General features: G+C 66.2%; 20 protein-coding genes and 1 tRNA gene. 10 read left to right on the top strand and 11 right to left on the bottom strand.

The window, feature by feature from the left end; translation table 11 throughout:
- Positions 1 to 20: 20 nt before the first annotated feature.
- The 3 genes from msrP to QOZ99_RS02175 all read right to left on the bottom strand — a co-directional run bounded on the left by msrP (position 21) and on the right by QOZ99_RS02175 (position 3067).
- Entirely contained in the window at positions 21 to 1022 is a 1002-nt protein-coding gene (gene msrP, locus QOZ99_RS02165; protein WP_306888234.1) for a protein-methionine-sulfoxide reductase catalytic subunit MsrP, read from the bottom strand.
- 239 nt (positions 1023 to 1261) lie between these two features.
- Entirely contained in the window at positions 1262 to 1756 is a 495-nt protein-coding gene (locus tag QOZ99_RS02170; RefSeq protein WP_306888235.1) for a DUF992 domain-containing protein, read from the bottom strand.
- 108 nt (positions 1757 to 1864) lie between these two features.
- Positions 1865 to 3067: a pyridoxal phosphate-dependent aminotransferase gene (locus QOZ99_RS02175; protein ID WP_306888236.1), complete on the bottom strand. Its 1203-nt coding sequence runs from the start codon at positions 3065 to 3067 to the stop codon at positions 1865 to 1867.
- 145 nt (positions 3068 to 3212) lie between these two features.
- On the opposite strand from QOZ99_RS02175, the gene QOZ99_RS02180 reads away from it, so the two are divergent.
- From QOZ99_RS02180 to QOZ99_RS02190, 3 genes are all read left to right on the top strand, one after another.
- The gene (locus tag QOZ99_RS02180; RefSeq protein ID WP_306888237.1) at positions 3213 to 3854 is read left to right on the top strand and encodes a glutathione S-transferase family protein; all 642 of its coding nucleotides are present in this window, start codon (positions 3213 to 3215) and stop codon (positions 3852 to 3854) included.
- A 131-nt stretch (positions 3855 to 3985) separates the two neighbouring features.
- Positions 3986 to 4333 (top strand): hypothetical protein, encoded by a 348-nt coding sequence (locus QOZ99_RS02185; RefSeq protein ID WP_306888238.1) that lies wholly within the window; start codon positions 3986 to 3988, stop codon positions 4331 to 4333.
- 157 nt (positions 4334 to 4490) lie between these two features.
- Positions 4491 to 5642, top strand: coding sequence for a PQQ-dependent sugar dehydrogenase (locus tag QOZ99_RS02190; RefSeq protein ID WP_306888239.1), 1152 nt, complete (start codon positions 4491 to 4493; stop codon positions 5640 to 5642).
- A 3-nt stretch (positions 5643 to 5645) separates the two neighbouring features.
- Here QOZ99_RS02190 and QOZ99_RS02195 read toward each other — a convergent pair whose 3' ends face one another.
- From QOZ99_RS02195 to QOZ99_RS02205, 3 genes are all read right to left on the bottom strand, one after another.
- Positions 5646 to 5999, bottom strand: coding sequence for a DMT family protein (locus QOZ99_RS02195; protein ID WP_183190194.1), 354 nt, complete (start codon positions 5997 to 5999; stop codon positions 5646 to 5648).
- Positions 6000 to 6214: 215 nt separating this feature from the next.
- Positions 6215 to 6898 carry a Fe2+-dependent dioxygenase gene (locus QOZ99_RS02200; RefSeq protein WP_306888240.1) on the bottom strand — a complete coding sequence of 228 codons (684 nt, stop codon included), beginning with the start codon at positions 6896 to 6898 and terminating at the stop codon, positions 6215 to 6217.
- A gap of 89 nt (positions 6899 to 6987) precedes the next feature.
- Positions 6988 to 9243, bottom strand: coding sequence for a TonB-dependent receptor (locus QOZ99_RS02205; RefSeq protein WP_306888241.1), 2256 nt, complete (start codon positions 9241 to 9243; stop codon positions 6988 to 6990).
- Between the two features lie 337 nt (positions 9244 to 9580).
- On the opposite strand from QOZ99_RS02205, the gene QOZ99_RS02210 reads away from it, so the two are divergent.
- The gene (locus QOZ99_RS02210; protein ID WP_306888242.1) at positions 9581 to 10594 is read left to right on the top strand and encodes a tetratricopeptide repeat protein; all 1014 of its coding nucleotides are present in this window, start codon (positions 9581 to 9583) and stop codon (positions 10592 to 10594) included.
- Positions 10595 to 10603: 9 nt separating this feature from the next.
- On the opposite strand, the gene QOZ99_RS02215 is transcribed toward QOZ99_RS02210, so the two are convergent.
- The gene (locus QOZ99_RS02215) at positions 10604 to 10999 is read right to left on the bottom strand and encodes a hypothetical protein (protein ID WP_306888243.1); all 396 of its coding nucleotides are present in this window, start codon (positions 10997 to 10999) and stop codon (positions 10604 to 10606) included.
- A gap of 191 nt (positions 11000 to 11190) precedes the next feature.
- On the opposite strand from QOZ99_RS02215, the gene QOZ99_RS02220 reads away from it, so the two are divergent.
- The gene (locus QOZ99_RS02220) at positions 11191 to 12090 is read left to right on the top strand and encodes a diacylglycerol/lipid kinase family protein (RefSeq protein WP_306888244.1); all 900 of its coding nucleotides are present in this window, start codon (positions 11191 to 11193) and stop codon (positions 12088 to 12090) included.
- 29 nt (positions 12091 to 12119) lie between these two features.
- On the opposite strand, the gene QOZ99_RS02225 is transcribed toward QOZ99_RS02220, so the two are convergent.
- The 3 genes from QOZ99_RS02225 to QOZ99_RS02235 all read right to left on the bottom strand — a co-directional run bounded on the left by QOZ99_RS02225 (position 12120) and on the right by QOZ99_RS02235 (position 15172).
- The gene (locus QOZ99_RS02225; RefSeq protein WP_306888245.1) at positions 12120 to 12842 is read right to left on the bottom strand and encodes an SIMPL domain-containing protein; all 723 of its coding nucleotides are present in this window, start codon (positions 12840 to 12842) and stop codon (positions 12120 to 12122) included.
- A gap of 232 nt (positions 12843 to 13074) precedes the next feature.
- Positions 13075 to 13150, bottom strand: a tRNA-Ile gene (locus QOZ99_RS02230).
- A 501-nt stretch (positions 13151 to 13651) separates the two neighbouring features.
- On the bottom strand, positions 13652 to 15172 hold the full coding sequence (locus QOZ99_RS02235) for an NHL repeat-containing protein (protein WP_306888246.1): 1521 nt from the start codon (positions 15170 to 15172) through the stop codon (positions 13652 to 13654).
- Positions 15173 to 15294: 122 nt separating this feature from the next.
- Here QOZ99_RS02235 and QOZ99_RS02240 point away from each other — a divergent pair, with 122 nt between their 5' ends.
- The 5 genes from QOZ99_RS02240 to QOZ99_RS02260 all read left to right on the top strand — a co-directional run bounded on the left by QOZ99_RS02240 (position 15295) and on the right by QOZ99_RS02260 (position 23947).
- Positions 15295 to 15897 (top strand): helix-turn-helix domain-containing protein, encoded by a 603-nt coding sequence (locus QOZ99_RS02240; RefSeq protein WP_306888247.1) that lies wholly within the window; start codon positions 15295 to 15297, stop codon positions 15895 to 15897.
- Between the two features lie 508 nt (positions 15898 to 16405).
- Positions 16406 to 18577, top strand: a complete 2172-nt coding sequence (gene zorA, locus QOZ99_RS02245) for an anti-phage ZorAB system protein ZorA (RefSeq protein ID WP_306888248.1) — start codon at positions 16406 to 16408, stop codon at positions 18575 to 18577.
- The gene (locus tag QOZ99_RS02250; RefSeq protein ID WP_306888249.1) at positions 18574 to 19530 is read left to right on the top strand and encodes an OmpA/MotB family protein; all 957 of its coding nucleotides are present in this window, start codon (positions 18574 to 18576) and stop codon (positions 19528 to 19530) included. Before zorA ends, QOZ99_RS02250 begins: the two co-directional genes overlap by 4 nt.
- Positions 19527 to 20915, top strand: a complete 1389-nt coding sequence (locus tag QOZ99_RS02255) for an EH signature domain-containing protein (protein WP_306888250.1) — start codon at positions 19527 to 19529, stop codon at positions 20913 to 20915. Before QOZ99_RS02250 ends, QOZ99_RS02255 begins: the two co-directional genes overlap by 4 nt.
- Complete coding sequence (locus QOZ99_RS02260) at positions 20912 to 23947, top strand: DEAD/DEAH box helicase (RefSeq protein ID WP_306888251.1); 3036 nt, start codon at positions 20912 to 20914, stop codon at positions 23945 to 23947. The genes QOZ99_RS02255 and QOZ99_RS02260 overlap by 4 nt, the downstream gene beginning before the upstream one ends.
- A gap of 17 nt (positions 23948 to 23964) precedes the next feature.
- On the opposite strand, the gene QOZ99_RS02265 is transcribed toward QOZ99_RS02260, so the two are convergent.
- Positions 23965 to 26010 carry a 3'-5' exonuclease gene (locus QOZ99_RS02265; RefSeq protein ID WP_306888252.1) on the bottom strand — a complete coding sequence of 682 codons (2046 nt, stop codon included), beginning with the start codon at positions 26008 to 26010 and terminating at the stop codon, positions 23965 to 23967.
- Positions 26011 to 26081: the final 71 nt, after the last annotated feature.

The raw sequence follows: 26081 nt of genomic DNA on the forward strand, positions 1-26081 counted from the left end.
GCGCCGCGCCGCGCCAGCGCTCACATGAACAGTTTCTCGCTCGTCAGCCCGGCATAGAGGCCGGCCACCTGCTCGCCATAGCCATTATAGATGAGCGTGGGCAGCCGCTCGCCGGTGCCGATGTCGCGCTCGGTAGCCTGGCTCCAGCGGGGGTGCGGCACGGCCGGGTTCACGTTGGCCCAGAAGCCGTATTCACGCCCCTGCACCTGTTCCCACAACCCGACGGGGCGCTCCGCCACGAAGGAGATGCGCACGATCGACTTCACCGACTTGAAGCCATATTTCCACGGAACGGAGAGGCGCAGCGGCGCGCCGAACTGGTTCAGCGCCGGCTGGCCATAGGCGCCGGTGACGAAGAAGGCGAGATCATTGGTCGCCTCCGCCATGGTCAGCCCGTCCACATAGGGCCAGGGATAGATGAAGCGGTTCTGAGCCGGCGCCACCTTCGGGTTCACGAAGGTCTCCATGCGGATATATTTGGCACCCGACAGAGGCTTGGCCCAGGCGACCAGTTCGCGCACCGGGAAGCCGGTCCACGGAATCACCATCGACCACGCCTCGACGCAGCGATGGCGATAGATGCGCTCTTCCAGCGGCATGGCGCGGATGATGTCGTCGATCCCGACCTCGCGCGGCTGCTCGACCAGCCCGTCGATCTTCACCGTCCACGGGCGGCGCGGCATGCGGGAGGCAGCTACCGCGCACTGGTAATTGGTGCGGTCGGAACCGAACTCGTAAAAGTTGTTGTAATTGGCCGTAATGTCCTCCGGCGTCACCGGCCGCCCGGCGGAGGCGAAGGCGGGATTGGCCTTGGCGGGGTAGAGGTCCCGGGTCGGGTCGTTCGCCGGATCGCCGGGCGCGGTGGCGGCTTCAGCGGGCGCGAGGGCACCGGCAGCACCAAAACCGGCCGCGGCAAGCAGGCCCACGCCCGCCCCCATCAGATGGCGGCGGGACAGATAGACGGATTCGGGAGTTGCGGCGGATTCCGGCAACTCCCAGGACTGCCGGCGACGGATATGCATCGGGATCTCCCTCGGATGATCGATGGTGAGAATACGCGACGTCGCGCCGGATTATTTCATCGCCCGCGATCAACTGAGCGTGCGCGATGCAAAAAGGCCCGGGAGCGATCCCGGGCCTTTCGATGCCATGGAGCCGCGTGCGGGCCGGGAAAGCCGGCCGCGCCCGCTTGCTTGCCCGCGCGCCCGGTGGCGTGCGCCCAGTGGCAGCCGCTCAACTGCCGCCGCTCACTTGCACTCGCTCACTTGGAGACGAGGCGCAGATCGCCCACGCCGACGGCAAGGTTCACGCCGGTCTGGCCTTCGACGCTGACGGGCTGCAGGGCGATGGTCTTGTTGGACCCGCCGACGAGCACGTTGCCCGCCACGCCCACGCCGAGGGCGACGCTGCCGGCCACGCCGACATAGGTGCCGTCGAGGTCACGCCCGACCACGCCGCGCGACGGCGCCAGAACGCTCCACACCAGCGTGTTGCGGCCGGTCACGCCGATATCGAGGCCCCAGCGGCGGATGCTGCCTTCATAGCTGAACTTCTTGCCCCGGGGCGCGCGGAAGGTGCACTCCAGCGTGCGCTTGGAACCGATGATGAAGCTCACGGACTTGGAGCCGTTGCACTCCAGCACGCCAACCTGAACGCGGCTCGGGCTCTGGGCCGAAGCCGGAACCGCGACGAGACCGGTGAAGCCGGCCGCGAGGGAGGCTGCGAGAAGGCCGCGCGACAGAACAGTACGGATCATTGGTCAATCTCCACAATGCGCATGAACCGGCTCTCGGGAACCGGCGCCCCACCGCCATGCAGCGGCACCGACCGGGGCGCGCCGCCCGGTCGGCTGTCTCAGGTAAACTCAGCGCAGCGAGCCGCAGAAGCGTTGGATGCGCAGGCACGCCTCCTCCAGGTCCTTGGTGGCGGTCGCATAGGAAATGCGAAACGCCGGGCCAAGCCCGAAAGCGGAACCATGCACCACGGCAACGCCTTCCGCTTCCAGAAGTTCGCTGGCAAATGTCTCGTCGTTGTCGATCACCTTGCCTGCCGATGTCTTCTTTCCGATGACGCCGGCGCAGGAGGGGTACACATAAAATGCCCCTTCCGGCTTCGGGCAGGTCAACCCGTTGGCCTGGTTGAGCATGGAGACCACGAGATCGCGGCGCTCCTTGAACACCTTGTTGTTCGCGGCGATGAAGTCCTGCGGGCCGTTCAGCGCCTCGACCGCCGCCCACTGGGCGATGGAGTTGGGATTCGAGGTCGACTGCGACTGCAGCGTGCCGATGGCCTTGATCAGCACTTCCGGACCCGCCGCATAGCCGATGCGCCAGCCGGTCATGCAATAGGCCTTGGAAACGCCGTTCATGGTCAGCGTGCGATCATACAAGGAGGGCTCGACCTGCGCCGGAGTGACGAACTCGAAATCGTCATAGACGAGATGCTCGTACATGTCGTCGGTGAGAATCCATACATGCGGATACTTCACCAGCACATCGGTGAGCGCCTTCATCTCCGTCCGGCTATAGGCCGAGCCGGTCGGGTTCGACGGCGAGTTGAAGATCAGCCACTTGGTCTTCGGCGTGATCGCCGCTTCCAGCGCGGCCGCGCTCAGCTTGAAATTATCCGCGAGCCGGGTCTCAACCGGAACCGGCGTGCCGCCGGCGAACTGGACGATGTCGGGATAGCTGACCCAGTACGGCGCCGGGATGATGACCTCGTCGCCGGCATCGAGCGTGGCGACCAGCGCGTTGAACAGCACCTGCTTGCCGCCCGTGCCGACCGTGATCTGGCTGGGCTTGTAGGTGAGGCCGTTCTCGCGCTTGAACTTGGCGACGATGGCCGCCTTCAGCTCGGGAATTCCATCCACCGCGGTATAGCGGGTCTGGCCATCGCGGATCGCCTTGATCGCGGCTTCCTTGATGTTGTCCGGGGTCTCGAAGTCGGGTTCGCCGGCCGCCAGCGCGATCACGTCACGCCCAGCCGCTTTCAGCTCCCGCGCCTTGTTGGAAATGGCGATGGTCTGCGACGGGTTGATGCGCTTCAGGGCGGCGGATATCAGGCTCATGGCCGAACTCCCTTGAGGTGTTTTGCGCGCGACAACTAGTCGAGCCCTTGCGTGCCGGCAAGCGATTCCCCACCTGCGGGGCGGCCGAGCGACACGATAGGCTGCCGCCGGGACGTCTTTTTATGATTCTGCCGGGAATTTGCGCGTGCTGAAACTCCACTCCATGCAGAGTTCCGGCAATAGCTACAAGGTCCGGCTGCTGCTGGCGAAACTGGGGCGCCCGTTCCAGCTGGTCGATGTCGACGTGCTGCGCGGGGAGAATCGCACTCCCGACTTCCTGATGAAGAATCCCGAAGGCCGCGTTCCCCTGCTGGAACTGCCGGGCGGGCGCTTCCTCGCCGAATCCAACGCCATCCTGTTCCATCTGGCGGAAGGCACGCCCCTCCTGCCCACCGAGGCTTTTTCGCGCGCGGAAGTGCTGCGCTGGATGTTCTTCGAGCAGCACAGCCATGAGCCCGCCATCGCCGCCGCGCGCTTCTGGCTGAAACTCGTGCGTGGCGGACGCGAATTGCGCACGCACGATGTCGACCGCTGGATGGAGGAGGGCTATGGCGCCCTGCGCATCCTGGAGCGACATCTCGCGCGCCGCCCCTTCTTCGTCGACGACCGGCTGAGCATTGCCGACATCGCGCTGTATGCCCATACCCATGTGGCCGGTGAAGGCGAGTTCGATCTCGCCACCTTCCCCGCGCTCAATGGCTGGCTCGCCCGCGTCGCCGCGGCGCCGGGCCATGTCGATATCGGATGGCGCCCCGCTACGGCCCGGCAAATGGTTAGCAACGCTTAACTATTTGCCCTGAAATAGCCCCGAAATGATACCGGGACCAGCAAAGTCGCGCCGGAGCCGGGCCGGGTTCAGCGGCGAACTTGGCACCTGTCGGATGCATCAGGCAGATACCGACGGGAATGGAGTTCGCCATGACGCGCCAGATGACGACCGACGTCGCCGCGACAACCGTCTCTCCTTCCGCTCATCCCGGCTCGTTTGCCGCAGAACCGCGCCACACGGCCGGGCGCCGGCTGAGCCGCGCGCTGATGGAGGCGGGCGTGGTGCTCTCCCTCACCTTCGCTATCGTCGCGGTGCTGTGCATGTTCGGCCTGCAGCGGGCCTCGGCGCTCGACCTTTCCGGAATGCCGGCCCAGGATGGCCGCATCGCCATGGGCGCCGTGCTGCTCGCGCTGTTCGTCGGCCTGTGCGGCCTCACCAGCTTCATGCTGCGCAGCACGCTCAACGCGGCGGATGGGCCGCGCAGCCGTCGCGGATGAGCCCGCCATCATGCGGGTGGCTTCGTGAGGCACGGCCACCATCGCCCTCGGCCGCGCCCCCTGTCGGCCCGCCGGCGGATCTGCTTTAACGATGCGCCCCGAAATGATCCCCGCCTAATGATCCCGCCTAATGATCCCGCCTGGAGCGCCCGCGACGATGACGTTCAAGTTTGTCCTCGCCGGCTGCCTTCTGGCGCTGGTTCTCGCGGGGGGGAAGGCCGATGCCCAGGAGGAGATACGTATCGGTTCCTCCGCCGGCCCGCTCATCGTGGAAACCGTCGCCACCGGGCTGGAAAATCCGTGGAGCCTTGCCTTCCTGCCGGATGGGCGGATGCTGGTGAGCGAACGGGTGGGCCGGTTGCGCATCGTCAGCCGCAACGGCACCGTCTCGGCACCGGTGGAGGGCCTGCCGCCGGTCTTCGCGCGCGGCCAGGGCGGGCTGCTCGACATCACAGTCGCGCCGGATTTCGACAGCAGCCGGCTTGTCTTCTTCACCTATGCCGAACCCCGCGAAGGCATATCGGGTACCAGCGTCGCCCGCGCGAGGCTGGTCGAGGAGGCCGGCACCGCGCGGCTCGACAAGGTCGACATCATCTTTCGCCAGCAGCCCGCGGCGGGCGGTGCCAGCCATTATGGCGCGCGCCTCGTGTTCGATCGCGACGGGGCGCTGTTCGTGACGCTGGGCGACCGCTTCTCGCTGCGCGACAAGGCGCAGGACCTCTCCACCCATATCGGCAAGATCGTTCGCATCCTGCCGGACGGCACGGTGCCGGCGAACAATCCGTTCCGCGCGGCCGGCAGCGCCCGACCGGAAATCTGGAGCTACGGGCACCGCAACGTCCAGGGCGCGACGCTGGATCCGGTGACCGGCCGGCTCTGGACCGTGGAGCACGGCGCGCGCGGCGGCGACGAACTCAACCATCCCGAAGCCGGCAGGAATTACGGCTGGCCGGTCATCTCCTACGGCCGCGACTATAGCGGCAAGGCGATCGGCGAAGGCACCGCGAAGCCCGGCATGGAACAGCCGGTGAAATACTGGGACCCGTCCATCGCCCCCTCGGGACTGGCCCTCTATACCGGCGATCTCGTTCCCGCGTGGAAGGGAAACCTGTTCGTCGGCGCGCTGGCCGGCGCACGGCTGGTGCGGCTGAAGCTCAACGCCACGGGCAGTGCCGTCATCGAGGAGGAGGCACTCCTCACGGAATTGCGCGAGCGCATCCGCGACGTGCGCCAGGGGCCGGACGGCGCGCTGTGGCTGCTGACCGACAGCGCGCAGGGCCGCCTTCTACGCCTCGCCCCGCCCGAATGAGCCTCACCACTTCTGGAAAATGAACCACGCGCCAGCGACGATGAAGCTGAAGCCGATCAGGTGGTTCCAGCCGAGCGGTTCCTTCAGCCACAGCACCGAGAAACCGGCGAACACCGCGAGCGTGATCACCTCCTGGATGGTCTTCAGCTCCGCCGTCGAATAAGTGGCCGAGCCGATGCGATTGGCCGGCACGGCGAGGCAATATTCGAAGAAGGCGATGCCCCAGCTCACCAGAATGGCGATGAGCAGCGGCGACGACTTGTGCTTGAGATGGCCGTACCAGGCGAACGTCATGAACACGTTCGAGGCCAGCAGCATGAGGATCGGCACCAGCGCCGGGGGAAGAAGGCCGGACATCGAAACTCCGTAGGGGAAAGGCGGCGGGGCGATTCCGCTCGCGCCGCGAGAGGAGCGACACCATGCCGAGCCGCAGCCCGCTTGTCACGGTCGCGCCGCCGCGATGAGCGCGCCCCCCCGCCGCCGGCGCACGCGCCCCACCGGCGCGACCATCGCCTCGTCCCGCCCTCTCCCCTGCGCCGCGCCGCGCGCGCGCGTCCGGGTGACGCTGCGCCCTAAAGCTCCGCCCAGTGGCGCAGGAGGTTGTGATAGACGTTGGCGAGCGAGAGCACGGACGGATCCTCGTCCAGCAGCTTGGCGCGCGTCGCCATGATCGCCATGTCGAGATCGTACAGCATCGCGCGCTTGTGATCCTCCTTGATCATGGATTGCGACCAGAAGAACGAGCCCCAGCGGCTGCCGCGCGTGATCTCGTTCACGCTGTGCAGGCTGGAGGCCGGATAGACCACGGCGTGGCCGGCCGGCAGCTTCACCTCATGCGCGCCGAAGGCGTCCTCGATGACGAGTTCGCCGCCCTCATATTCCTCCGGCTCGGTGAGGAAAATGGTGGTCGAGACATCCGCGCGCAGGCGCTGCCCGGTCTGCGCAATGGTGCGGATCGAGCCGTCGACATGGGCGCCGAACTTCATGCCGACATCGTAGCGGTTGAACATCGGCGGCAGCACCCGCAGCGGCAGAGCCGCCGCATTGAACAGCGGGTTGCGCCCGAGCGCGCGCAGGACAAGGTCGCCGAGTTCGTTCGCCTCGCGCGATTCCACGGGAATCTGCAGGTTGAATTTCGCCTTGGCCGCCTGCTGTCCGGCGGTGACGCGCCCGTCCACCCAGGGCGAGGCCTCCAGCACGCGCCGGCAATGGGCCACTTCCTCGGGGGTCAGGATATTGGGGATCTGGATCAGCATGGCTCGCCCGGAAACAAAAAAGCGGGGGAGCCGGCAAGCCGGCATCCCCCTTCAAGTCGAGACGGTCAGTCAAGAGAACGGGGCCGCCGTCAGAAGGTTGCCCCCACCGTGACGGTGAAGGTGCGGCCCGAGGCGGGAATGGCGCGATTGCCCCAGCCGGCGGAATAGTTCAGCTCGTCGGTGAGGTTGTAGGCGTTCAGCGCGATGCGGAAATTGCCCTGCGCGTAGGACACCAGCGCGTCCAGCGAGAACGTGTCCGGGATGATCGCGGTGTTGGCGCTGTTGGTGAAAGATTCGTCGGCATAGGTGATGCCGCCACCGACCAGCAGCTTGCCGGGGATCTGGCTCCAGTGCTTGCTCAGCTCGTAGGTGGTCCACAGGCTGAAATTGTTGGGCGAGACGAACGGCACCTCGTTGCCGATATAGGAGGCGGTGGTCGAGGTCTGGATCTCGCTGCTGTAATAGGCGTAGTTCGCCTGGATGGTCCACGCGTCGGTGATGTTGCCGGTCATGCCCAGCTCGACGCCCTGCACCCGCTGGTTCTCGCCGGTCTCCACCGAGTCGCCCGTCACCGGGTCGGTGTAGAACGCGTTGCTCTTGTCGGTCTGGAACACCGCGCCGGTGAAGCCGAGCTTGCCGTTGAGCACGGAGATCTTGAAACCGGCCTCGTAGGTCTCGTTATCCTCCGGCTCGAGGTCGTTCTGCACCGGATTGACCACGGTGATGTCGTTGGTCGGGAACGCGCCCTGCGGCGTGAACGACTTGGCCCAGGACACATAATAGGTCTGGTACGGCGTCGGCTCCCAGATCAGGCTGAGCTTGGGGCTCCAGAAATCGGTCTGGGAATCGGCGTCCACCCAGGCTCCGGTGCTGCCGGTGCAGGTGCCGGCCGTGTTCACGCACCAGTAGCGATAATCCGACTGGTAATTGTCGTAGCGAGCGCCGGCGAGCACCGAAATCGCGTCGGTGAACCACACCCGATCGCTGACGAACAGCCCGACATCGGTCGCGCTCGAATTGCGCTGGCCGTTATTGCCGAACGGATTCGAATAGAGGAAGTAGCCCGTGGTGTCCTCGAAGATCGGGTTATAGATCGTCGACGTGCCCTTCGAGCCGTTCACCGAGACCAGCGTGCGGTCGCTGCTCACCGTGTTGAGGTCGATGCCGGCCACCACTTCGTGGCGCAGCGCGCCGGTCTCGAACTTGGCGGTCAGCGTGGTGACGTTCTGCGCGCTCCAGCTCTCCTGATAATAGCCGGGATTGCCGCCGCCGAAGGCGATGGCCGGGTCCAGCCCGTCGAAGAACTGGCCGGTGCAGCTTGCATTATACGCGGCCGCCGTCGTGCCGGTGCCGCAGCCCGGCACGGTGGTGGCGAAGTCGCGGGTGTAGTAGCCGACACGGGTGTCGTTGCTCACCGTCAGCCAGTCGTTGACGTCGCGCTTGAAGTTGACCGTCAGCATGTTGACGTCGGTGACGTCCTGATCCGTCACCTTGCCGTAGAAGGTGCTCCGCGGCACGCCCCATTCCGTCACCGGCTGGCCGAGCGAGCCAAAGCGCGCCACGTCGTTGAATGCCGGCGTGACGATGGGAACGCCGTAATCGGGCGTGCGCTCGCCATGCTGGTACAGGTAGTTGACGTGCAGCGTCTGGTCGGTGCCAAGACCGAAGCCGAGGTCGGCCATGAGGCCCCAGCGGTTCGACGAGACGTTGTCGCGATCGACGATGTCCTGATCGTTGACCATGCCGACGATGCGGATGGCCGAGGTGTCGTTGAACTGCTTGTTGACGTCGAACACGCCGCGCGCGAGCGGCCCGTTGCCGAACTGGCCTTCGAAATCATACTTGTCGCCGAGATGCGCCGCCTTCAGCGTCATGTTGATGGCGCCGCCGGTGGTTCCGAGGCCGAAGCCCTCGGAGGTCGAGCCCTTGAACACCTCGACGCTCTCGTAAGCGAAGCTGTCGCGGGTATAGACGCCGAAATCGCGCAGACCGTTGATGAAGATGTCGCCCTTGGCCTGGAAGCCGCGGATGCGGAACTGGTCGCCGTTCATGCCGCCGCCGCCCTCGCCGATGCCGGCGGTGACGCCCGGCACGTTGCGCAGCGCCTGCTCCAGCGTGGTGACACCCTGCTGCTGCATCGTCTCCTGGGTGATGACCTGCACGGTCTGCGGCAGATCCTGAATCGTGCCGGGAAAGCGGGTCAGCCCGGTCGTCGCTTCGAGCGTGTTGGCGGGGGAGCCCTCGCCTTCGACGGTGACGGTCGGCAGTTCTTCCTCCGCCGTCGTCGTGGCGGGCGGTGCCGTCACTTGCTGAGCCGCGGCACCGAACAGCGGCACCGCCGTCATGGTTGCCGCAACGCCCGCCGCGAGAGCGGCGCCCGGCGCAGTCGATCGAAGCGTCTTTAAGGTCTTCATATCCCCACAACCCCGTAATTTTACCGTAATCCGGCTCATATATTTGATTCCAAGGCCTTTCAAACATTATGTTTTTTATGAATTCCAGGGTATTTACCCTAGAGACGATCAAAACTTCAGTTTTTAATTATTAAAAACAAAAGTTCACTCCGTCTTGTTGCCGACCCCCTCGCGGAAACCTTATGGAAACGCAGGAAAATAGCGGTACCTATCCGCTGGGGCAGCGGCCGCTGCGGAGCCCGGAACAGCCATCGGCGATCGACGAGACATGCGCGAACAGTGGATTTCCTATTCGGCCCTCGAAAAAATGGGCCCCGATGTGTTGCGCGCGCGCATCAGCGAGGGGCCCGCTCAGGCAGCCCGCTGGGTGGAGGCGGCCGCGCTCAACGGGCTGATCAACGCACAACTCGCCTGGGGGCAGATGCTGGTCGACGGTCACGGCGTGCGGCGGGATCCGGCGGCTGGCCTGCGCTGGTTTTCCATCGCCGCCAAGGCCGGCAGCGCGGAGGGCGTCAACATGGTGGGGCGCTGCCATGAACTGGGATGGGGCGTGCCGCCGGACCCCACGGAAGCCGCCCGCCACTACCGCGCGGCGGCCGACAAGGGGCACGCCTGGGCGCAGTTCAACCTCGCCACGCTGCTGCTGGAAGGACGCGGCGTGCCGGCCAACCGCCACGGCGCGCTCGCCTGGTATCTGCACTCCGCGCGCGGCGGCAATGCCAAGGCGATGACGATGGTCGGGCGCTATCTCGAACTGGGCTGGGATCGCCCGGCGCGCCCCGCCGCGGCCTTGCGCTGGTATCGCCGCGGCGCCGCCGGCGCGGATTATCGCGGCCAGTTCGATTATGCGCGCCTGCTGCTGGCGATGACCGGGCAACTCGACGCCGCGCTTCCCTGGTTCACGCGGGCGGTGGAGAACGGGGTTCCCGCCTTCTGTCGCAATGTCGGCGCCGGGCTGCGCGAGGCGGATGAGCCTGAACTGCGGCGCATCGCGCACCGGGCGCTTGAGCGCGCCGCCACATCCGGCGAGGCCGCGGACCTGCGCGCCTATGCCATCGCGCTGGCCGAGGGGCTCGGCGGCACGCCGGATCCGGAGGCGGCCCGCCATGCCTTCACCGCCGCCCGCGTGGCGGAAGTGGCGGAAGATGCCGCGCGGGCGCAAGCAGCGGCGCGCCCGGCTCCCGTGCCCCGGCGGGGCGGACCGCGCGTCGTCCGCCTGCTGGCCCGCCTGCTGGCAAAGCTGCGCGCCATCGGTCAGCCTCGCGTGGCGGAGCGGCGTTGAGCCGCCCGGTCAGTTGCGGCTATTCGCCCAGGCCCGGACCTCGCCGACAAAATGGCGGAAATCCCAGAAGGCAGCGGCGAGCAGAACCGCCGGCACAAGAGCCAGCAGCAGCGCCGCGCCCGCCGACCAGTCGACCGGCCCACGCGCGAAATCATAGGCCGTATAGGCACCGAACAGGGTGACGAGAGCCGCGATGCCGAAATAGGCCAGGCGATCCAGCCGTGTCACGATGAGGCCGATCAACACCGCGATCGCGATCCCGATCAGCGCCGCCCACACCCAGCCCAGCGAGAACAGCGTCGCCATCCAGCGCCCGGCGCTGGCGGAAACGAAGACCAGCGCCACCAGCACCAATATGCCCGCGCGCAGGCGCAGTATCGATATCTTGCCCGTGGATATAGCCATGCGTGCCCCGCTCCGCCACCGCCCTCCATCGAGGGCGTGTGCCGGACGATTGAGTGCACGATCCGGGCCCGCTTCGCAATCTGGCCCGTTTCGCGCCATGATCGGTGCGCAATTGCCCGGCACCTGCTGTGCGACGCTGCGGAACCGGCCCGTACGGAACCGCGTTCGGCCTTACCGATTGCGGATACTCCATGCGCCACGTCCTCGTTCTCCTGAATGCCCGCGCCGGCACGCTGCTCGACCGCAATGCCGAGGAGGTGCGCACGCTCGTCGCGCACGCGCTGGGCGACGAGCGCCGCAAGGTGGAGGTTCATCTGCTGAGCGGAAAGAACCTCGTGCGCGGTATTCGCGAATCGGCGCGCGGCCCGCATGACACGGTGATCGTCGGCGGCGGCGATGGCAGCGTGAACCTTGCCGCCCGCAGCCTGCACGACACCGACAAGGTGCTCGGCATCCTGCCGCTCGGCACGCTCAATCTATTGGCCCACGATATCGGCATGCCGATGGAACTGGAGGCCGCGTTGGAGGCGCTGGGCGCCGCCAGGCCCGCCCGCGTGGATCTGGCCACGCTGAATGGCCGGCCTTTCCACACCATTTCGGGCATGGGTTTCTTCAGCCAGATGGCACGGGCCCGCGAAGTCGCGCGCAAATGGCGGCTGTGGCGCTTCTTCGCGGTCGCCATCGCCGCGATATTGGCGCTGCGCCGCACCGGGCGGATGCATCTCGATGTCACGGTCGACGGCACCGCCCACAGTTTCCGCGCCTTTGCCGCGCTGGTGTCGGTGAACCGCTTCACCGGTCCGGGCTGGCGACGCGCCCGGCTGGACGAGGGCCTGCTGGAAATTCACATCGCCGAGGATCGCGGCGCGCGCTCGCTGCTGAAGGCCGGCGCCGACATGGTGACGGATAACTGGCGCGAGAATCCCGGCATTGTCAGCCTGTCGGGAACGTCCATCACGGTGGCCCGCCGTCGGCGCGCCCGTTCCTGGGTCTCGACCGATGGCGAGCTCGATCGCGAGACGATGCCGCTGGAATACCGGGTCATACCCGCGACACTGACGCTGCTGATGCCCCCGCGACAGCCGGCCTGAAACCGGCCATCGCGGTGTTGCGCTTCGCGTCAGCGCGGCTCGATCTCGTAGGTGATGGTGATGTTGGCGTTGATCTCGCTCTCACCCGCCTCGATCGGCACCGAATCGGCCTTGGCCGCCGGCATGGCCATCATCCGCATCATCGGGCGGGGTGCCGCGCCCTCGCCGCTGATGGCCAGCACGCGAACGAGCCGCACGCCGCCGGCTTCGGCAATGACCTCCGCCTGGTGGCGGGCGTCCTTCACCGCCGCGACGCGGGCGGCCTCCTGCAGGTTCGAGGGATCGGCGATGTCGAAGCTGATGCCGCCGATCTGGTTCGAACCCGACGTGACGATCTTGTCCAGAAGGTCGCCGAGGCCATCGAGCTTGCGCACCCGCACCGTGACGGCGTTGCGCACCTCATAGCCGGCGATGCGCGGCGGCTCGCTGCTATCCTTCTTCGGCAGGGTATATTGCGGCTGCACGCTGAAACCCGACGTGACGATGTCGCGCGGCTCGATGCCCGCCGACTTGATCGCCTCGACCAGCCCGGCGACCGAACGGCTATTGGCATCCAGCGCCTCGCGCGCGGTCTTTGCCTCGCTGACCACGCCGGTGGAGAAGGTGGCCATGTCCGGCGCCGCCCGGGCCGTTCCCTCGCCGGTGACGGTGAGCGTGGGTCGACGCACGGAGGGCACGGCTTCCTGCGCCGCAAGCGGCGACAGGCTCGCCAGCAGCGCCGTCGCACACAGAGTGGCACGCATGAACTTCATAATCGGCATTCCTCGCAGGCCGCCGTCGGATGACGAAGCGGCACGCGGCATGCCATCGCGCGAAGACGGCGGCATTGCGGCGGCCTGTGTATTCCCCGCCATTACCCCCTTCGGGCGAGTGGACACGACAATTGGGGAGGCGGCCTCATCCCGCCCTGCCCCCGGACAGGCTCCACAAAACCGGCAGGCAGGGGAGATCCGTCGCGCACGGATGGACGTTTTATGGACGTTTTGGTGGGCCCGGTAGGACTCGAACCTACAACCAGACCGTTATGAGCGGTCGGCTCTAACCATTGAGCTACAGGCCCTTCCGGTGCAGCCCGGGCGCGGATGCGCGGGCGGAAGCTAGCAAATGCGAAGGCGTGCGCCAACCGGTCGCGCAGCACGGCCCACACCTCTCGACGGCGGCGGTCGGCAGCGATCGGCGGTGCGCGCGGCGCGGACTCGTCCGCGAACGGCGCCATGGTTGGTCAGCGCTTGGCCAGGGAGGTGTCGCAGCCTGTTGGAAACTCTTCCGGGGAAACTCTTCCAGCCGTGTCATCCCGGCATGGCCGCAGGCCATATCCGGGATCGCGGCGGCAAGCGCATGGATGGTCCCGGCTCTACACCTGAGGCCGCCGCCGGGATGAAGGTCTTCAAAGGAATTCCAAACAGGCACTTGGGGATTTCAAACAGGCACTTGAGAGCTTTTCGTCGACAGGCTCGGCGCACATATCGCGCCGAGCCTGTCGAGCGCCGTCTCACCCGGTTCACCGCCTGAACGTGGCGGAAGACTTGCGGGCAGGATGGCGCCGGCGCAGATTCGCGCGTTACTCGGCAAGCAGACGCAGCAGAACGATGTTCTTGCTCTTGTCCTTGTCCTCGGTGCTGCCGGCGACGATGATCAGCTTCGAGCCATCGATCAGCACGCCGTTGGCCACATCATCGCCCGCGCCGAGCGAAATGCCGAAAACGCCATCGGGTGTGCCGTCGCTGTTGCCGTCTGCGCCGAAGGCCGCATCCAGATTTCCATTGTCGAGATAACGGGCAACGACGATGTTCTTGCTGTCGCCTTCCGTATGGTAGCCAGCCACGACGATCTTGCCATCGGGCTGTATACCCATCGAGGCGGCGGCATCATCGCCCTTGCCAAGATCGAGGCTCACGAAACCATCGGGCGTGCCATCGCTGCCACCATCCGCGCCAAAGACCGCATCCAGCTTTCCATCCGGCAGGAATCGGGCGAGCAGGATGTTCGAACTGCCACCCGTGGACGTGTTCGTGCCGGCGATCACGATCCGGCCCTTCTCATCCAGCGCCACCGCGCGGGCGACTTCATCGCCCGTGCCCAGCGACTGGCTGACGACGCCGTCCGGCGTGCCGTCGCGGCTTCCATCGGCGCCGAAGCCCTTGTCCAGCGTGCCATCCGTGCTGAATCGCGCCACGATGATGTTGTTGCTGCCATTGTCCTTGTGCGAGCCGACAAGGATGATCTTGCCGTCGCCGTCAAGGGCGAGCCCATTGGCGATGTCATCGCCGGCGCCGAGGTCGAGGCTGACGAAACCGTCCGTCGTGCCATCGCTGCCGCCATCGGCACCAAAGGCCTTGTCCAGCGTGCCATCCTTGTTGAAGCGCGCCACGAGGATGTTGGAACTGCTGCCCTTCACCGTGTCGCCCACCACGACAATCCTGCCATCGGGCTGCAACGCCACCGCACGGGCTACGTCATCGCCATCGCCCAGCGACACGTTGACCACGCCATCGGGTGCGCCGTCGGCATTGCCATCGGCGCCGAAACTCTTGTCGAGGCTGCCATTTTCGTTGAAGCGCGCCACGAAGATATTCTTGCTCTTGCCATCGAGGTGATAGCCGGCGACCACGACCTTGCTGTCGGGCTGCACGACAACGGACGTCGCGACGTCATCGCCATCCCCCAGCGAGACATCCACGACACCATCGGGCGTGCCGTCGCTGTTGCCGTCGGCCCCGAACCTTTTGTCCAGCTTGCCGGCATGGGTATACCGAGCCACGATGATGTCGGACGAGCCCTTTGCGAAATGGCTGCCGGCGATGACGATTTCCCCGCTCGGCGCGCGAGCGACGGCATTGGCCACATCGTCGCCGCTGCCCAGCGAGGTCGAGACCACGCCGTCGGGTGTGCCGTCGGCATTTCCGTCTGCGCCGAAGGTTTTATCCAGCATGCCAGCCCCCGCCGCCAAGGCGGCGGGGGCCGCGGCCGCGAGCGCCACTACGGAAATGCTTGCAAACAAACATTTCCGTAAAGATCCTCCCGAATGAAGCATAGAAGTCATATTATCGTCGCCCCTCAGCGCATCGAATGTGCATCGCACAATGAAAACCTCGCACGAGGAGTGGTTTACTCTCTTGCACTGTGAATCCGCTAGCGCGAACGAAGCTTTGGGAGTAACGAAAATATACGCTCGTATACACGGTCGAAATGTTCGAGAGTTCCATGACTGAGTTCGACATCGGCGAGAAGCTCAAGCTGTGGCGCCGCTCGAACGGCATCAAGCAGGACGTGATGGCAGCCGCGCTTGGCGTTTCACAAGCAACCGTGTCGCGGTGGGAAAACGGCCTCGACCTGCCGTCGATCGAGATCTCGCGCCGGATAACCGATCTGATTGCAAAGCAGATCCGCGACGAACTCGCCATCGAAAGCAGGTTTATCGAGAAGCTCTCGTCGGTTCAGGCGATCTTCGACATTGACGGAATTCGTCTCCAGGCAACATCCCTGGGATGCACACGTGCCTGGCCTCTGTTTTCAAAGCTCGTCGGCCGCGCATTCGAGCCGCGGATGGTCGGAGAAAGCCGCATCGTCATCGACGACAGCGTGTCACGAGAGGCGATCATTAAAGGTGACATCGCCATGATTGTCGGCGTCAGCACTCGACATCTGGATCTGGAAGTCGACTCGCCCTTCCGGCATCGGTGGATTTCGCGTTTCTGGTTTCACGGCCATCGGGTGTTTACCACCCTGGCCTATGAACCGTGCGACGCGGACACGCCGATCGGCATCGAACAGATCTTTCGCCTGGAGGATATCTCCAAGAGGTAGCAGGGTCGTCTGCACGATACGCCCAAGCGCCAGATCCGCTGATTTGGCACCCGATCCGTGTCGCCTTATCGCCTCCCGCCCCCCTCCTCCCCGCGGCATCTGGATACGACCAATATTTGTCGCGGGTGATGACGGACACCACCTTGCGGCGTCGCCCGCTTTTCACTCATCTTGCTTCGTCAAGCCTGACCGTGTTTCGAACAAGCTACGGGCTCGATCGGGCCGGCTGCCCCCCCGGGGCCGGCCCGCATGCCCTCACCTTGCGCCGGAAAGCCGCCAGACCCTGAGGCGCGCGCGCAGTTCGGTTCGGCGCGCCCCTCGTCCGTCCTGTCGCGCGACCTCGCCGGCGGCCCATGCGTGATGCAACCGCGGGGCACCTGTCCGGCCTGCGCGGGGGAACGCATCTGTCGGATTGTGGACACTGGGGCCCACACTGGGTAGCAGCCTCATTCCGCTTGCAACCCGGCCGGCGCGCCATCCAATATGCAGTGCAGGTAAGGGGGAGTGCATGCGGGTGTGGGTGGGGGGAATCGCGCGGTTTGTCGGGTTCTGGGCGATTCCGGTCTTTCTGGTGTTGGGATCATCGCTTCTACTGTCGTTCATAAACCCAATACTTATTTTCGCAACGATTGCCGATTCAACGTCGGGCGACTTCAAGGGCATCAGCACGCCCGAGTTCGCCTATGCGCTGGCCGGCTCCCTGTTCGTCTTCGCGATGGGCCTGGGCCTTGCCTTTCTTCTCTTCCACATAGTGCCGGTATTGCGCGCGATGAGGCAGGCGAGAGAGCAGATCACCGCCAGTGTCGCCGGAAATGAAGATCGCGCCGAGATTCGGAGAGTCTTCGCCGCCAATTTTGAAACCATCGGGCAGACTCTCTCGGCCAATTGGCTCATCGGCGACGCCTGGAGAGAGTTCGACGATAGCCTCGTCGACACCGACAGTGATCGCGCCATCGGCAACACGGTCCGGCCGCATGTCTTCTTCAACCCCGGCGTCGCCCGCGAGCGATTGAGCGGGCTGAAGATGATGAGCGCCGTGCCCGGTTATTTCGTCGGCATCGGACTGCTGCTGACCTTCATCGGGCTCGTCTTCGCGCTCCACAAGGCCGGCGCGGCCGCCAGCGCGGGCGACGCGAAGAAAATGGCCGCGCAGATGGGGGAACTGCTCCAGATCGCGACCTTCAAATTCTCGACGTCGATCGCCGGGCTGCTGGCCTCCATTGTTCTGTCCATCGTCTTCCGCTGGTTCTCCGTGCTGCTGGAGGGGTCCTTTGACCGCTTCAATGCCGAGCTGGAGCGCCGGCTGCGCTATCACGCGCCGCAGTCGATTTCGCTGGAGATCCGCCGCACGATGGAGGACCAGCTCGCGCAGCTCAAGGACATCACCCAGGGCGATTTCTTCGCCCGCATGGGAACGGAAATCGCGCCGCGCCTGCATTGGGCGGTGGCCGATGCCATGGCGCCGGTCACCGAGCAGATCAGCCACGCCGTCGGCAATCTCGCCGCCAACAGCCAGGACGGCGTGCAGCAGATGCTGCACGACTTCACCGCGTCGCTGCAGCATGGCGCCGGCACCGAAATGCGGGAACTCGCCGCCACGCTCAAGCAATTGCAGATGTCGATCATGGACATGCAGGGCGGGCTGCGCGGCACGGGCGAGGATTTCTCCGCACGGCTGGGCGAAGCGGCGGACAACCTGAATCGCATGGTGGAGCGCGCGGGACAGACTTTCGAACACAGTTCCGGGCAAAGCCGCGACGCGCTGGCCAGCGTGGTCGAGAGCCTGCGCAAGACCCTGGAAAAGGCCAATGCCGAGGTGGATTCCGCCCTCGGCCAGGCCGCCGGCGGCGCCTCCGCCAAGCTGGAGGCGGCCATGGGTCTGGTCATGGAAAAGCTCGACCGGCAGATCAGCCAGATGGGGGACAATGTCGGCGACATGCAGCGCGCCATGGGCGAACAGGGCGAGCAGACGCGCCGGCAGATCGACGCCTCGGTGCATCATTCGGCGGAGGTGCAGAAGCTGGTGCTGACCGACCTGCACGCGGCGGCGCAGGGCCTTTCCGAGCGGCTGCGCACGGCGGTGGAACTGGCCCTGACCGCGGTCGGCCAGCGTTTCGGCGATCTGTCGGTCTCGATGCGGGCGATCGAGGGCGCGCTGGCGAGCCAGAAGGTGGCGCTGGAGGCGACCTCGGGAGAGGCGCGCAAGACCGCCCAGGCCTTCGGCGAAACCGCCAGCAGCGTGCGAGCGGCAACCGCTCCGCTGATCACGGTCGGAACCAGCCTCTCCGGCGCCACGGAGAAGCTCGCCTCCAGCGTCGGCACCACGCTGGAGGCATTGCAGGCCGCCCGGGAGCAGATCGCGACGCTGGCGGCGGGGCTGGCCGATACCAATGAGCGCAGCGGCGCCTTCTGGAACAATTTCGCCGCCAAGTTCGACGATGTCGACACCGCGCTCGGCAAGGCCGTGGAAGCGCTCTCGCGCTCGACCGCCGACCAGCAGGACCGGCTGCGCACCCATGTTCAGTCCGTCGATCTCGGCCTGTCGCAGGCCATCGAGAAACTCAATCCGCTGCTGGCCTCGATGTCGGACAGCGCCGAGGACATCGCCGCTGGCCTGAAGGTCGCGACGGCGTCGCGCTTTGGCGGCTCCGACATCCGGGCGCACGGAGAGGCGCGATGATCACCGCCGAACCGGATGCGTCCACCGGCAGCCATGCCGAGGAGGATGAGAACTATTTCGTGTCCATGACCGACATGATGGTCGGCATCCTCTTCATCTTCATCATCATGCTGATGGTCTTCGCGCTGAACTTCCAGCAGCAGACCGACCAGACCCGGACCCTGACGGCGCAGCAGGAGGAGCAACTGCGCCGGGCCAACGAACTGGCCGACCAGCTCGCCGCGCTGCGCCGGCAGATCGCCGAGCAGATCACCGAACTCGACAAGGCCAACCAGGCGCGCGGCGACCTTCTCGAAACCATCCAGAAGCGTCTGGAAGGCGTCGGGCTGAAAGTGACGATCGACAAGGATACCGGCGTGTTGCGGCTGACCGAGGATGCCATCCGCTTCGACAGGAATGTGTCGCTGCTGAACGAGACGGCCGCACGCAATGTCGACGCCCTCGCGCGCGTTCTGCTGGATGTGCTGCCGCGCTACACCGCCTGCGGCGAGCCGGCCGGCTGCCCGTCCATGTCGGGCTACGTGGTGGAAACCCTGTTCATCGAAGGGCACACCGACACGGTGGGTGGGCCGGACCGCAACTGGCAGCTTTCCACCGAGCGCGCGGTCAATACCTATCGGCGGATCGTCGGCGGCTTCCCGCGCCTGCGCACGCTGGTGAACTCGCAGGGACAGGAAGTCCTCTCGGTGTCGGCCTATGCCCATACGCGCCCCGCGACCAAGGGCGAGGACGAGGACGCCCACCGCATCAACCGGCGGATCGATCTGCGCTTCCTGATGGAAGCGGATCGGCGCGAGCGACTGACCAGCGTGCTGCGCCTTCTCGACGAGATGGAGACGAAGGTGAACGCACTGCAGGCACCGGTGATGCAGGCACCCGCGATGCAGCCGCCGGTGATGCCCGCCCCCTCACCCTTGCCCGAACCGCCGCCGGTGCCCGGAGCGCTCCCGTGAGCAGCCTTCTCAAGGACGCGATCAAGGACATGATGCTGCGCCACGCGCCCGCGCCACGCCGGCCGGAGCCGGAAGCCGCCGTGCTGCGCGCGGCGCGCAAGCTGCCGGAGGGGACCGGCGACACGCCGCGCGCGAAGGATTACGATGTGGTAGCGGTCAGCATCGCGCAGGCCCTGTCCCGGCAGGAGAAGCTCACCGGCCGGGAGGCGCGCGACGGGGCCTGGTGCCTGTGGACCACAAAGCTGGCCCTGGCGGCTCGCCCGCAGACGCTGGATCCCTTTCTCGCGCAACTGCGCGACCTCAAGCACAAAGGGGCCTCGCGGGCACTCGCCCTCTCCTATCTCGTCAGCTTCCACGATGACCGGCCCGGCCTTTCCGCCGTGGCGGGCGCCCTGCGCGATCTCGTTTCCGTCATGGGGCCTCCCTTCGATGTCCTGCATGACAGGTTTCGCATCTTCGACACAGCCGAGGGCCCCCGGCGCATCGGCGATGCCGCCCTGGTCGCGCGCGTATCGCCGCGCCGCATGCTGGAGGAAAACGGGTTGCGCATGGAACTGGCGCTGGCGGGCGGCTATGTCGAACCCTGCACCCGCCGCGTGCTGCAGCGCGCCGCCGAGGACAGGCGGCTGCCGCCGGCCGAGCGGCTGGATTTCCTCACCCTCATCGCGCTGCAAGGCGACCCGCGAAGCCTCGCCTTTCCCACCCACAGAAGCCTGCTGGCCGACGCGCTGCTCCTGCCCTATCGGGCGCAGCCGCCGGAAAAGGCGATCAAGGATCGCACGCTCGATCTCCTGACCTCGCTTGAAGAGTTCGGCGATCCCCGCACGAAAAGCGCGAACTGGGTCGGCATGCCCGAGGCGCGCGAAATTGCCATCTCATGGCTGACGGAACAGGCACTGCGGCAGTTCCTGGACGTCGTCCAGGCGGTCAATCCCAACCTGAACTGGAAGTACCGGCGCAAGTTCTGGGAGGCGGTGTACGAGAAAGGGCTCATCCGGGAGGCCTGGGTGGTTCTGGACCGGGTCGGCGCGAACGAAGCGTTCCGCAGCTTTGGACATAACGCGCGGTTCGCTCGATTCACGGCAGGCGGAGGCATCCAGTCCGGCCATGCCGTTCTCCTGCTCAAGGTCGGCAGTGGCATCTGCGCGGAATGGAGTTTCAACGGCAAGTGCCGGTTCTGGGTCGATGCCGATCGGCCCGGTGCGCCCAAGCTCTACGAACCGCAATATGACGGAGATTTTCTGCGCAGCGGCCAGCGCTATGCACCGGTCGAGGAGATCGAGCATATGCCACATACCGGCGCGAATGCCTGGCAGCACAAGGCGGCGCGGCGCATCGCGTCGATGACGGGAGCGCGGCTGTCGGCCCGCGAGTACATGCTGTGAAGGCCGCCTTTCGTCACGAGGTGCGGCCCGAGGGCGTTCAGATCACGCTGGAGCGCCGCCGGCTTCTCGGATCACAGATCCTGCCGCTCGACGGCTGGAGCGCAGCGGCCGGCCGCGAGGGAGCCGCCGCGCGCTACCTGCTCGGCCGGCTCGAGGCGGGAGACGGCGTCGCGATGGACAACGGCCTGCTCCTGACGCACGCCGCCATCGCCGCCCTGCCGGCAAGCGTCGCCGAGGCGGCCGGCCTGCCGCCGCTCGGCACCCTGTCGATCACCCTCGCCTTTGACGGCATCATGACGGATGCGCGGGCCCGCATTCGTGCCAGCTGGTATGACCGCGAGGATCGGTCGCTGCGGGTCAACGAGCGCCACGGCGCGCTCGTCCGGTGGGGCGCCCGATGGGGGCGACTCTCCAGCCCGCTCCACGCCCTTGTCGAGGCGATCGACGCCTACAACGATACGCAAGGTCAGGCGGCGGAGCCCCGCATCGCGGCCTGGGCGCCGGTACAGGCGGCGCTGAAACAGGTCGGCGGCGACGAGGTTCGCACGCAGGATCGTTTCCTCACCAGCCTCACCGTCTACCAGGCCGGCGCCGTCGCGCTGGATGTGTTCGAGACCGCCCACGGGCCGGATTTCCTGCCCGTCGTGATGGGGCGCGAGACGATCGCCAGCCTGGAGGATGATGCCGGCGCACCGGACGGCATGGATGCCAGCGAGGCGGCTCCCGTGCAGCGCGATCTCGTCGCCGACGCCCTTCTGCCGCCCAGGCTGCAGGAGCGCTTTGCGCGCGGGATTTTCGCCGCGGAAGCTCATAGTCGCGATGCCTATGTGCTCGACAAGAATACCTATCTGGTGGTCGACCCCTCCCTCAAAACAGCCCTCGACCTCATCCGTCGAAAGCGCGCCGCGCCGAAGGCCGAACGGCTCGCCTTCCTGAAGAACCCGCGCGCCGCGATTTCCGAGGCCCTCGGCGACGGCCAGAGCGGCGAGGCCGCGCCTTCGCTGCTGGTGGAAACCTGGCAATATTCCGATCGCGTTCTCGGGCTCGGCATCTGGGAACCGCCGCCCATGCCGTGGCTGAAGAACCGGGCCGGCCAATGGCTGCCCGAGCACTTTCCCCTGCGCATCGGCACGGACATCGTCGAACTGAACCAGCCGCTTTTCCAGAGCCTCAGGGAAGACGTCGTCCGCGCCTGCGAGGAAAACCGCCCCGAGGTGGTGGTCGACGATCTCCGGCTGCGGGTGGAGGACGTGCAGGAAGCGTTCGGACAGCTCGGGCTGGATCAGTTCGGCAATCCTCCCGCAGTATCGGGCAACGAGGAGGCGGCACCACAGGACGCGGCGCTGGCGGACGCGACACCGGCGGACGCGGCTCCCGGGACCGCCGACGACGCCGGCGACGAGCGTCTGGTCATTCACCAGAACCTCGAGGGCGAGGAATTCTCCATCACCTATCAGCCGCGCGCGATCGCCATCGAGCCGCGCTTTCCCGGCCAGCCGCTGGTTGTCACCCCGCCCAAGCCGCATCAGATCATCGGTTTCGACTGGCTGGTCGCCTGCTATCGCAGCGGCTGGCCCGGCGCGCTGCTCGCCGACGACATGGGCCTTGGCAAGACGTTTCAGGCGCTGGCCTTCCTCGCCTGGGTGCGCCGGAACCGGGACGCTCTCGGCCTCGCGCGGGGCGCGCGCAACCGGCCCATCCTCATCGTCGCGCCCACCGCGCTCCTGCGCAACTGGGCGGAGGAGGCCGAACGGCATCTGGCGCCCGGAGCGCTTGGCACGCGGGTCGATGCCTTCGGCTCCTCCCTGCGCAAGCTCAAGATGGCGCGTGACGAGCATTGGTCGCCCGACACCGCCCTTGATGTGGCCCATCTGCGCGCGGCGGATTGGGTGCTGACCACCTATGAGACGCTTGCGGACAATCACCGCGCCTTTGCCCGCGTCGCCTTCAGCGTCGCCATCTTCGACGAGGCGCAGAAGATCAAGTCGCCGGGCGCCATCAACACCCAATCGGCAAAGGCCATGAATGCCGATTTCGTGCTCGGCCTGACCGGCACGCCGATCGAAAACCGGCTGGCCGATCTGTGGTGCATCATGGATCGCGTGGTGCCGGGCTATCTGGGAGACCTCAGGGCCTTCACGCGCACCTATGAGGATGGCGGCGAGGAGGAGTTGAAGCGCCTCAAGTCCCAGCTCGATGCGCCTCGGAACGACCAGTCGCCCCCTGTCCTGCTGCGCCGCATGAAAAGCGAGATTCTCGAAGGACTGCCCGCTCGCCAGATCCGTCGCGAGCGCGTCACCATGCCCGCGGAACAGGCGGAGGCCTATCATCAGGCGGTTCTGGGCGCGCAGACGGGAGGGCTTGGGCAGGCCGACATGCTGCGCGCGCTCCACGCGTTTCGCAGCATCTCGCTGCACCCGCGCGGCGCCAACGATTGCGATCCCCTCGACCGTGGCTCGGTCGACGCCTGGCTCGCCCAGTCGGCACGCCTGATCTATGCGGTGGATGTGCTCCAGACTATCCAGTCGCGCGGCGAGAAGGCGCTGGTCTTCATCGAGGATCTCGCCGTGCAGGCGCTGTTCGCGACCGCGATCGCCACGCGGTTCGGGCTCGACCGCCAACCCGCCATCATAAATGGCAGCATTGCCGGCGAGCGGCGGCTGGAAATCGTCGAGCGCTTCCAGTCATCGTCCCGACCCTTCGATCTTCTCGTGCTCTCGCCCAAGGCGGCGGGAATCGGCCTGACGATCACCGCGGCCAATCATGTCCTGCACCTGTCGCGCTGGTGGAATCCCGCCGTCGAGGACCAGTGCAACGACCGATGCTATCGGATCGGCCAGCACAAGCCCGTCACCGTGCACAACCCCATCGCGGTCCACCCCGACTATGGCGACGCCTCCTTCGACGTGCGCCTCGATGCGTTGCTGGAGAGCAAGCGCAAGCTGTCGCGCGACATGCTGCTGCCGCCCGTGGGGGACGGCGACGTGTCGTCGCTTTTCGGGCAGACCGTTCGCGAGGGCCCCGGCGCCTGAAGGGGCGGCGCGCGCGCTCAGGGAAGAGCGGCTTCGGCCAGGAAGGGCGAGGGGATCGTCACCTGGTCGCCGATGCGGTGCGACGATGTCAGGATCAAGCGCTTCTTCGCCCGGGTCATGGCGACGTAAAACAGCCGCCGCTCGCCCTCGATCGCCCGTTCGGATTTGGCGGCCCGCAGCGGCCAGATGCCGTCGACCACGTCGAGCATGGCGACGGTGTCGAATTCGCGCCCCTTGGCCCGCAATGCCGTCATGAGATGAACCGGCTTCTTCCACAACGCGTCCGCGCTGTCATCGGCATCCATGCCGGGCAGCTTCACCAGCGTATCCTTGGCCTTTTCCAGATCCTCGACGAAACCCTGAAAATCCTGTCCGTAGCTCTCGGAGAACTCCGCGAGATAGGCAAAGGGCGGATCGGCCAGAAAGATATCTTCGACGCCGCGCCCGTAATCCTTCTTGAAGCCGGAATAGAGCGTCTGCAGGGCTTCGATGGCGGCACGCACGGAGGGCGCGTGAATGAGCCGCCGCAGCTTGCTGGCGAAATCGGCGGCGGTCGCGCCCTCGTCCACCTGCCCGCGAATGGTTCCGTCATAGGTCTCCAGCCGGTCGATGGCCGCGTCATAGGATTTCGGCCGCGCGGAGCGGATATGCCGCGCCATGGCATCGGCCTCCACCTTGCGCAGCGGAAAGCGCTGTACCGAATGGCATAGCGCCATCACGTCATCGACAATGGTGGGCACCGCCACGCCGAGCCCCGCCATGGTCCGCGTTCGCAGCGCGCCCAGCAGGCGATCGAACGTGTCCGACAGGAACAGATGCAGGTCTTCCGCCGCGCAGAAGGGAATGTCCTCGCGCGCCAGCAGGATCTGGTAGGGAATGAGTTGCGCCCGTTTGCGCGACAGCAGCGCCATGCGCGCACCGGGCGTCTTTCTTTCGACGAAATGGCGAATTTCGGCCAGCACGTTCTGCACCGAATCCAGAAAGGTGGCGCCGGGATAGATCGCGATCTCCGCATCGACCGTGGAGACGGGATGCATCGCCTTGTCGACGCGGCGGATATTGTGGCCGATCAGCCGCGCGGATTTCTGCACGATATTGCGCGGGCAGCGGTAGTTCTTCTCCAGAACATAGGTGGCAAAGCGACGCCCCAGATGGCGATCCGGCTCAAGGATGAAGTCCGGCGCGGCGCCGCGCCACTCGAAGATCGCCTGGTCGTCGTCGCCGACAATCGTGAGCGCGGACTGGTTGAGCTGGGCGACCTGCAGGATCAGCGCGAGGTCGAGCGGATTGATGTCCTGGAACTCGTCGACCAGGATATCGGTGATCCTGTCCGCGCCCGGGGACGGAGCACCGGCCGCGGATTGCCGCCGCTGATCGAGCCAGGCGGCGTATTTCTGATCCTCGAGCGTGAACGAACCGGTGGCGAATTGCTGGGCGCAGGCCGCGTTGAAGAAGGGCAGCGCAACTTCGAGGAACGGCTCCCACCGGCGGTTGGCCAGCACGTCGAGCTGGTGAAGGCGCAGCATGAAGTCTTCGAGCAGCGGCAACAGACCCAGTTGCTCCAGCATTTCCAGCCGGTCGTCCGCCATTCCCAGGGAGCCGTCCTCGTGATCGAAGCCCAGCGTCTTCATCATGTCGAGCAGCCCGGCCAGAAGCTGGGGCAGCTTGAAGGGCTGGCGCTTCATGCCCGTTTCCAGAGCCGGAATCGCCGACCAGGCGGGCGCGAGAATGGACTTCACCATTGTCGCGCGCTCGAACTCGGAAACATGGAGGCGGGGCTGCGCATGCATCGCCTTCAGGCGACGGTGGCCCCAGCCATTGAGCGTGACGACATCCGCCCGCGCCGCGAAGCCGGCGAAGGCGTCGTCGGTCAGCCGCGCCCGCAATTCGTCGCGCGCGGCGCGCGTGAACGACACGATGAGGAAGGACGCCTTGTCTCCGGAGCGACGATCAAGCTCGGCGCAGCGATACAGGAGCGACATGGTCTTGCCGCTCCCCGCAGGTGCCAGCAGGCGGATATCCCTCTCCGCGGCGTTGATGAACGCCAGTTGCGTTTCGTCCATCCTGCGCGCGCCGGAAATCCGCCCCTCCCCTTCCAAGCCAAGGCTCCCGTCCGTCATCTGCATCCGACGTC

It is taken from the genome of Ancylobacter amanitiformis (assembly GCF_030814815.1).
GTDB lineage: Bacteria > Pseudomonadota > Alphaproteobacteria > Rhizobiales > Xanthobacteraceae > Ancylobacter > Ancylobacter amanitiformis.